Origin of the sequence: Streptomyces sp. NPDC058375 (genome assembly GCF_042723425.1) — a bacterium.
Lineage (GTDB): Bacteria > Actinomycetota > Actinomycetes > Streptomycetales > Streptomycetaceae > Streptomyces > Streptomyces durocortorensis.
The window spans coordinates 1-7,806 of record NZ_JBHXJG010000304.1 but is presented as its reverse complement, the minus strand read 5'-3'; the positions used below and the strand labels follow the sequence as shown (position 1 = coordinate 7,806).

The following is a 7,806-nucleotide window of genomic DNA, read 5'->3' as shown; positions in this document are numbered from 1 at the left end:
TCCTTCTTCACAGTGGTCTGGTCACTGTGGTTCTCGGCAGGCGGGCCGTCGGCCCGCCTGCCGTCTTCTGTCGTCGTCCTTGCCGTCGTCCCTGCTCAGCGGGTGCCGACCGCCGCCCGCACCGCCCTCCGCGCCATGGCGCAGTCGTCGTGCAACCTCCGCAGCAACAGTCGCTGCTCCTCGCCCGAGGAGAGCGCACCGGGACGGTCCTGCCCCGCGCCCACCGGGGGCGCCTCGCGCATGGTGCGCTGCACCGCCGTCTCGTAATTGCGGATCTCGCGGGTCAGCACCAGCATCAGGTTCACCAGGAAGGCGTCCCGCGCGGCCGGGCCCCTGGCCTGGGCCAGCTGGCTGATCTGGCGTCGCGCCACCGGGGCGTCGCCCAGCACCGCCCACAGCGTCGCCAGGTCGTACCCCGGGAGATACCAGCCGGCGAGCTCCCAGTCGACGAGCACAGGCCCGGTCGGCGACAGCAGGATGTTGGAGAGCAGGGCGTCCCCGTGGCAGAACTGGCCCATGCCCTGCCGGCCGCCCGCGTGGGCCAGGCCGTGCAACAGCTTCTGCAGGTCACCGAGGTCACGGTCGGTGAACAGACCGAGCTCGTGGTAGCGGGAGATCCGCGAGGCGTAGTCGAGCGGCGCCTCGAACAGTCCGGGCGGCGGCCGCCACGCGTTCACCCGGGCGATCGCGCCCAGCGCCGCGCTGATGTCCGCCCGCGGCGGCGCCTCCGCCGGGTGCCGGGTGAGGGCGGCTACCCGGCCGGGCATCCGCTCGATCACCAGCGTGCAGTTCTCCGGATCCGCCGCGATCAGCCGGGGCACCCGAACCGGGGGCCGGTGCCGGACGAACGCGCGGTACGCCGCTATTTCGTGCCGGAACCGCTCGGTCCACGCCGGCGAATGGTCCAGTAAGCACTTCGCGACGGCGGTCGCCCGCCCGGTGGTTCCGACGATCAGGACCGAACGGCCGCTGCGGCGCAGGACCTGGACCGGGTTGAACTCGGGGCAGATGCGCTGCACGGAGGCGATGGCCATCCGTACCTGCGCGCCCTGCGGCCCGGACAGGTCGATCCTTCCGCTGAGCGGTCCGGCGCCCGCCCCCGGGGCCCGTCGGGCCCGGCCCGGACCCTGCGCCGGCGCCCCGGCGTGAGGAGCGAGGTAGGGCCCGCCGCCCGCGCCCATCGGGCGGAGCGGACGGGGCGGGGCGGACACGGAGGACGATGCTGTGTACATGGGCGAGACAGATCCCTTCGTGCGCCGACAAGGTACGTGCGCCAACCCGGCCGACGGCCGTTCGGCACCCTGGGGAGTACCTAGGGCTGCCGGGCGGGGTGGCGCACTCCTACCTGACAACGGGTCACGGGTGGCAGACCATCTGGCGGACCCTGGCGAACCCTGGCGAATAGTCACAGCGCATCTGACAGGGGGTTAGTGTCAAGTCAGCCGAGAACCTGGGGGCTTGAAGTGACCGGAGAACCCAACACCCGCCTGAGCGACCTGTTCGGCCTGGCCGGCTGGTCCAAGGGCGAACTCGCGAGAATGGTGAACCGGCAGGCGGCGGCCATGGGCCACCCGCAGCTGGCCACCGACACCTCGCGTGTCAGGCGCTGGATCGACATGGGGGAGTCCCCCCGTGATCCCGTGCCCGAAGTGCTGGCAGCTCTGTTCACCGAGCGGCTCGGCCGTGTCGTGACCATCGAGGACCTCGGGTTCGGCCGACGCGGGCGTGTGGGGAAACGGCGTGACTCCGGGACGGAACACAATCCCGATCAACTGCCGTGGGCGCCCGAACGGACGGCAGCGGTCCTCACCGAATTCACGGGAATGGACCTCATGCTCAACCGACGCGGCTTGGTGGGTGCGGGCGCCGCGCTCGCCGCCGGCTCAACCATCGCCGGCCCCATGTACGACTGGCTGCACAGCGCCCCCGCTCCGGCGGCCGACGCTCCACACGCCAACGCTCCCCAGCACGCCGACCCCGCCGGTCTCGACCGGTACGAGGCCGCGCCCGTGGGCTCCGAGGAGATCGAGGCACTGGAGCACTCGGTCGAGGTCTTCCGCGCCTGGGACGCGTCCCGGGGCGGCGGACTCCAGCGCAAGGCGGTCGTGGGCCAGCTCAACGAGGTGGGCGGCATGCTCGCCTACCGCCACCCCGATCATCTCCAGCGTCGCCTGTGGGGCGTCGCCGCCAACCTCGCCGTCCTGGCGGGCTGGATGTCCCACGACGTCGGCCTCGAACCCACCGCTCAGAAGTATTTCGTCATCGCGGCCCACGCGGCCCGCGAGGGCGGCGACCGGCCGCGCGCCGGCGAGGCGCTCTCCCGGGCGGCGCGCCAGATGGTGCACCTGGGCCGCCCCGACGACGCGCTCGACCTGATGAAGCTCGCCAAATCCGGCTCCGGCGACGAGACCCTGCCCCGTACGCAGGCGATGCTGCGCACCATCGAGGCCTGGGCACAGGCCTCGATGGGCCGCGGCCAGGCCATGCGGCGGACCCTCGGCGAGGCCGAGGAGCTCTTCGTCTCGGACAAGGGCGATGTGCCGCCGCCCAGTTGGATGCAGATGTTCGACGAGGCCGACATGCACGGCATGCAGGCGCTCGCCTTCCGCACGCTGGCCGAGCACGACCCGGGAGCAGCGATCATCGCGCAGCGCCACGCCAAGCAGGCGCTGGAGCTGCGGATCAACGGCCGCCAGCGGTCGAAGATCTTCGACTACATCTCCCTGGCCTCGGCCTGCTTCATCGCCAACGACCCCGAACAGGCCGACCGTTACGCCCGGCTCGCCCTGGTGTCGATGGGGGAGACCTCCTCGCACCGCACCTGGGACCGGCTTCGCGAGATGTACCGGCTCACCGGTCAGTTCGCCGGATACGCCGGGATCCAGGATCTGCGCGAGGAGATCGAGCTGTCGATGCCGAGCCAGAAGAAGGCCAGGGTCACGCAGATCTGACCCGGCCCCGCCGGGCCGCTCCGCACTCCTTCACGCCCTGATCCGTCCGGGCACGGTCCGGGCACCTTCACGCCCCGGTACGCCCGCGCCCCCTCACGCCCCGATGCGGGCGACCAGCACGCACGCGTCGTCCAGCCGCTCGGTCCCGCCGAACTCCTCGACGACGCTCCGGACGCACTCCTGTGCCGTACGGGCCTCTGCGAACCGAGGGGCGAGGGCGAGCAGCGCCTCCGGGCCCGCACCCCGGTCGCCGCGTGGGGTCAGGCCGTCGGTGTGCAGAACGAGCACGTCGCCGGGGAACAGCCGTACCTCGTCCTGCTCGAACACGGCCTGGGGCGCGGCGCCCAGCAGCATGCCGTCCGGCGGCGGCAGGAGCCGACCCGAACCGCCGCGGCAGAGCAGCGGTGCGGGGTGTCCGGCCTGCGCCCAGGAAAGGAGGGAGGTCTCGGGGTCGAAGCGGCAGCACAGGGCGCTGCCCAGCGCGGGTTGTATCGACGCCTCCAGAACCTGGTTGAGGTGTCCCATCAGCGCGCCCGGCTCGATGCCGGCCACGGCCATGCCGCGCAGGGCGCCCAGCATCATCGCCATCGCCGAGGTGGCGGGGATGCCGTGCCCGGTGAGGTCGCCGACGGTGAGCAGGGTGCGCCCGTCCGGCAGCTCCATCGCGTCGTACCAGTCGCCGCCGATGAGCCCGCTCGACTCGGAGGGGAGGTAGTGCGCGGCGATGTCCAGGGCGCCCGGACCCCGGGTCGGGAGTCGCAGCGATCCGCGCCACGGCGGCAGGACGGTCTCCTGGAGCTCCACGGCCATGCGGTGCTCGGTGCGCTCGATGTGCTCCTCGCGCCGTACCGACGCGCGGCTCCTGCTCACGGCCTGCTCGCTGCGGCGCAGCTCGCTGACGTCCCGCAGGACCGCCCACATGGAGGCGGTGCAGCCCTCGGCGTCGAGCACCGGCTCGCCCGTCATGTGCAGCGTCCGGGTGCCGCCGTCGGGGCGCACGATGCGGAACTCGCCGTCCATCGGCCGGCCGTCGACGAGGCAGCCCGTCACCATGGCGGTCAGCAGCGGCTGGTCCTCGGGCAGCAGCACGGACGGCAGGTCGTCCAGGGAGAGGGGGGTGGAGCCGGGCGGCCTGCCGAAGATCTCGTACAGCTCATCGGACCAGCTGGACTCGTCGGTGAGGAGGTTCCACTCGGCGCTGCCCACCCGGTTCAGCAGGGAACCGGCCGTCGGACCGCCCGGCGCCCCGTCGCCCTGGGGCGCGGACTCCTCGGCACGCGGGCCGGGCAGGCCCGCCCTGAGCTGCCCCAGGTGTTCGTCGAGATTGTCCAGGTGGTGCACGGCCAGCTCGCACAGAGCACGCTGCCAGCGCAGCTGGGGGTCGTCCTCGTCGAACACGACGGCGTCCCGCCGCACGGCGTCCACATCACCGCGCAGTCGGCGCGTCCGGTGGATCAGGTCGTCGACGGCGTCATGCGCGGGAAGCTGGGGTGCGGGGCGGTCCGCGAAGAGGGGGGACGGCATCTCGTACTCCGATACAGGCGCGGCCTAGCCGGTTCTGAAGGGTGGACCGCTACCGACTGTCGCACAGGCCCCGGCGGGCCGTAAGGGATTTGGCAACACTCGATGCGTAGTTGCTTCCGGCATATGCCAGCGGCTCTCAGGAGGGGCGGCAATCCGAACAGGCTTGCGTGTGGGGCGAGTTGACCGACCCGTTCGGGGTGCATGACGAGGCGGGAATGCCAGGAGGTGGACCCGCGTTATCTCACCAGTACGAAAACGAATCCCATTCCCGATGCGGGGAGTGGGGTCGGCAGAGATTTCGGGAGGCGCCCATGGCACGCAGCGAGACCAGGCCCGTCGTCACCCTCCGGTCCACCGCCGGAACGGGCCGCAGCTACGCGACACGCAAGAACCGCCGCAACAACCCCGACCGGCTGGAGCTCCGCAAGTTCGACTCCGCCGCCGGTCGGCACGTCCTGTTCCGCGAGGTCCGCTGACCGCCCGGAAGAGGCCCGTCACCCCGTACGCCACCGCTCTTCGCGGTGAGGAAGGAACGCATCGATGAAGTCCCGTATCCACCCCGAGTCCCGTCCCGTGGTCTTCCGTGACCGCGCGGCCGACGTCGCCTTCCTGACCCGCTCGACCGCCGACTCCGGCGAGCGCGTGCAGTGGGAGGACGGCAATACCTACCCCGTCATCGACGTGGAGACCTCGTCGGCGAGCCACCCGTTCTACACCGGCGGCAGTCAGGTGCTCGACACGGCGGGCCGCGTCGAGCAGTTCCGGCGCCGCTACGGCACCGGCGAGACGTCCGGAAGCTGACCGGACGAGGCCTGGCCGGGGAGGGAGCCCGGAATCCCGTGCCGTGGATCACATCCGCGGGGGCGGGTTCCCGGGAACACCCCAGGATGGTTTATCGTTCATCTATACGTGGGTGTGAGGGGGACAGTGTCCCCGGGCCTCACCTGTAGCCCATGGGGAAGATCGCACCGCCGAAGCCCCATGGAGCCCTCCGCCGAGAGGCGACCGCCCTTCACGCCCGCACTCAAGCCGCCCCGGCTGGATTCCCCCGATCCGGCCGGGGCTTCCCCTTGCCCGGCCGGAGCCGACCGCCCCGCCCCGGGACCGTCTCCAGGACCAGCGCACCGCCAGCCATCGCCATCGCGCCCAACGCCGCCCCGGGGCTCCACCACCGCTCCGCCAGCGCCGCGACCGCCGCCCCCACCACCACCGCGGCCAGCCGCCCCAGCACCCACCCGTCCCCGCCGCGCAGCTCCCGCAACGCCACCCGGCCCGCGAGCGAGGTCAGCGTCCCGGTGAAGTAGTTCGTCGGCGTCACCCGTACGCGCCCCTGGACGCCCATCGCCACCGCCACCAGCGCCAGCAGCCCGAGCCGGTCCCCGTACGACGTGACCAGCTCCAGCCCCCACAGCACGGCCGCCGCCCCCAGCAGGACGACCTCCACCCCCAGCAGCACCGGAACCGGGGCCTCACGCCGTCCGGTCAGCCGCGCGCCCACCGCCACCCCGCAGAAGTACGCGCCCAGGGCGACCGCCACCTTCAGCGCCACCCCGTCCTCGCCCGCACCGGCGGCCGAAGCCCCCAGCAGCACCAGATTCCCGGTCATCACCCCGGCGAAGACCTGTCCCACGCAGAGGAAGACGAACGCGTCCGCCGCCCCGGAAGCCGCCGACAGGAGAAGCAGCTCCCCCTCGCCGCGCCACGGCACAGCACCGCCCCGGGACGGCCGGGACGAGGACGAGGAAGGCGGGGGCGGCGGGGGCGCCGGGGGAGCGGTGGACACCTGAGCATTCTCGGCACCCGCCGCACCCCGACCGGCGCGTCGCCCGCGCTGCGGCGCGCCGCGGACGACCGCCCCCGGCCCCGCCCGGGTCACACCGTCTCGTGGAGGTCCTTCGCGTAGTGCTCGATCGCCCGCCGGTACTGCTGTACGGACGGGTCCTGGCTGGTCGTCGCCGTCAACTCCAGCAACAGTCGCATCGCCTCGTGGTGCTCGTCGGTGTTGAACAGGGCCATCGCCAGGAACGTCCGCAGCGCGCCGTGGTCAGGGAACTCCTCGACGCCCCGGCGCAGCGTCTCCACCGCCTGCCCGAACCGGCCGAGGACCCGGTAGGTACTGCCCAGCCCCAGCAGCGCCCCGCGCCGGTCCTCCGCGGCGAGCTCCGGATCGGCCAGAGCGCGCTCGTAGTACGGCACCGCCTCCGACTCCAGGCCCAGCACGTCGTGGATACACGCCGTCCGGTAGGCCACCTCCGCGTCGCCCGGGTACTCGGCGGTCAGGGCGAGAAGCCGGGTCCGCGCCTCCTCGGGCCGGCCTTCCTCACGCAACCGGTCGGTCTCGTCCAGCAGGTCCTTCTTCTTGTCAGCGCTCATGCGCACATCGTCGCAGGCGGGCGCGGACGGCCGGACGAGTTTTTCGCTCCACGCCGGGCCGGGGCGTGTGTTCCGGCCGGGCGGGGGCATCTGTCGGCCATGACAGCAGAGGCGAATCCCCCTGTACGCCAGGGGGCATGGGTGCGGGTGCTGGTACGCGGGCTGGTGCTGGCGGCGGCGCTGGCGGGTCTGGTGGCGTTCTCCGTCCTGCTGGCCAAGGTGACGCTCACCCCTTCACCGGCCTCCGAGGACCTCGTCACCTCGAACCTCCGCCCCGGGCGCTCGCTGCGCCAGTACGCCGAGGAGTACACCTTCCTCGCCGCGTGCAAGCAGGCGGGCGGAAACGTGCTGCTCGGTGTGCCGTTCGGACTCCTGCTGCCGTTCTTCGTGCCCCGTCGCCTGCGGATGATCCGGACGACGCTGCTGGCGGCCGTCGCCATGGCCGTCGTCGAGTTGATCCAGGGGGCCCTGGTCCAGGGGCGCGCCTTCGACATCGACGACGTCATCCTCAACACGACGGGCGCGCTGCTCGGGTACTTCCTGCTGGGCCGCCGGATCAGCCACCGCTACTACGTCTACGCCGACGCTCCCGGCACCTCCGACCGGCAGGAAGAGCCGGCGGCCGAGCCGAAGCCCACCCCGAAGCGGAAGCCGAGCCCGAAGAAGGGCACCGGCAGGACGGCCACCGGCAAGACGGCCACCGGCAGGACGGCCACCGGCAAGACGGCTACCCGCAGGACGGCCGTCGACAAGACCGGCGCCGGCAGGACAGGCACCCGCAAGACGCCCGCCCGTACCAAGGACGGACAGGCGGCGCTGACGAAGCCCTCGGCCACGGCCCCGGCGGGGAAGCGCAGCGCGAAGAACGGCGGCCCGGACGACGGCGGCCGCGCCACCGGGTCCGGCGGCGTCCGCTCCCTGCTCGACCGCGTCCGCAGGCGCTGAGCCGGGCGCCCGT

Annotated in this window: 8 protein-coding genes; 4 read left to right on the top strand and 4 right to left on the bottom strand. The window is 72.6% G+C overall.

Annotated features, from left to right (window positions below; genetic code table 11):
* Positions 1 to 95: 95 nt before the first annotated feature.
* On the bottom strand, positions 96 to 1,232 hold the full coding sequence (locus ACFWM7_RS31495; RefSeq protein WP_383267133.1) for an aminoglycoside phosphotransferase family protein: 1,137 nt from the start codon (positions 1,230 to 1,232) through the stop codon (positions 96 to 98).
* Between the two features lie 231 nt (positions 1,233 to 1,463).
* Here ACFWM7_RS31495 and ACFWM7_RS31490 point away from each other — a divergent pair, with 231 nt between their 5' ends.
* Positions 1,464 to 2,951 (top strand): hypothetical protein, encoded by a 1,488-nt coding sequence (locus ACFWM7_RS31490; RefSeq protein ID WP_383267130.1) that lies wholly within the window; start codon positions 1,464 to 1,466, stop codon positions 2,949 to 2,951.
* A gap of 93 nt (positions 2,952 to 3,044) precedes the next feature.
* On the opposite strand, the gene ACFWM7_RS31485 is transcribed toward ACFWM7_RS31490, so the two are convergent.
* Positions 3,045 to 4,475 (bottom strand): PP2C family protein-serine/threonine phosphatase, encoded by a 1,431-nt coding sequence (locus ACFWM7_RS31485; RefSeq protein WP_383267127.1) that lies wholly within the window; start codon positions 4,473 to 4,475, stop codon positions 3,045 to 3,047.
* 311 nt (positions 4,476 to 4,786) lie between these two features.
* On the opposite strand from ACFWM7_RS31485, the gene rpmG reads away from it, so the two are divergent.
* Complete coding sequence (rpmG, locus tag ACFWM7_RS31480; protein ID WP_356569724.1) at positions 4,787 to 4,951, top strand: 50S ribosomal protein L33; 165 nt, start codon at positions 4,787 to 4,789, stop codon at positions 4,949 to 4,951.
* 64 nt (positions 4,952 to 5,015) lie between these two features.
* Positions 5,016 to 5,276, top strand: a complete 261-nt coding sequence (locus tag ACFWM7_RS31475; protein ID WP_383267125.1) for a type B 50S ribosomal protein L31 — start codon at positions 5,016 to 5,018, stop codon at positions 5,274 to 5,276.
* 223 nt (positions 5,277 to 5,499) lie between these two features.
* Here the strand turns inward: ACFWM7_RS31475 and ACFWM7_RS31470 are convergent, their stop codons facing one another.
* Both ACFWM7_RS31470 and ACFWM7_RS31465 read right to left on the bottom strand, forming a co-directional pair.
* Entirely contained in the window at positions 5,500 to 6,183 is a 684-nt protein-coding gene (locus tag ACFWM7_RS31470; RefSeq protein WP_383267135.1) for a YoaK family protein, read from the bottom strand.
* Between the two features lie 164 nt (positions 6,184 to 6,347).
* Complete coding sequence (locus ACFWM7_RS31465; protein ID WP_383267123.1) at positions 6,348 to 6,848, bottom strand: tetratricopeptide repeat protein; 501 nt, start codon at positions 6,846 to 6,848, stop codon at positions 6,348 to 6,350.
* Positions 6,849 to 6,947: 99 nt separating this feature from the next.
* Here ACFWM7_RS31465 and ACFWM7_RS31460 point away from each other — a divergent pair, with 99 nt between their 5' ends.
* Complete coding sequence (locus tag ACFWM7_RS31460; RefSeq protein ID WP_383267120.1) at positions 6,948 to 7,793, top strand: VanZ family protein; 846 nt, start codon at positions 6,948 to 6,950, stop codon at positions 7,791 to 7,793.
* Positions 7,794 to 7,806: the final 13 nt, after the last annotated feature.

Bases quoted from the DNA above. Each gene is read 5' to 3' on its own strand.
- ACFWM7_RS31495 (WP_383267133.1), bottom strand. From the start codon at position 1,232: ATGTACACAGCATCGTCCTCCGTGTCCGCCCCGCCCCGTCCGCTCCGC.
- ACFWM7_RS31485 (WP_383267127.1), bottom strand. From the start codon at position 4,475: ATGCCGTCCCCCCTCTTCGCGGACCGCCCCGCACCCCAGCTTCCCGCG.
- rpmG (WP_356569724.1), top strand. From the start codon at position 4,787: ATGGCACGCAGCGAGACCAGGCCCGTCGTCACCCTCCGGTCCACCGCC.
- ACFWM7_RS31475 (WP_383267125.1), top strand. From the start codon at position 5,016: ATGAAGTCCCGTATCCACCCCGAGTCCCGTCCCGTGGTCTTCCGTGAC.
- ACFWM7_RS31465 (WP_383267123.1), bottom strand. From the start codon at position 6,848: ATGAGCGCTGACAAGAAGAAGGACCTGCTGGACGAGACCGACCGGTTG.
- ACFWM7_RS31460 (WP_383267120.1), top strand. From the start codon at position 6,948: ATGACAGCAGAGGCGAATCCCCCTGTACGCCAGGGGGCATGGGTGCGG.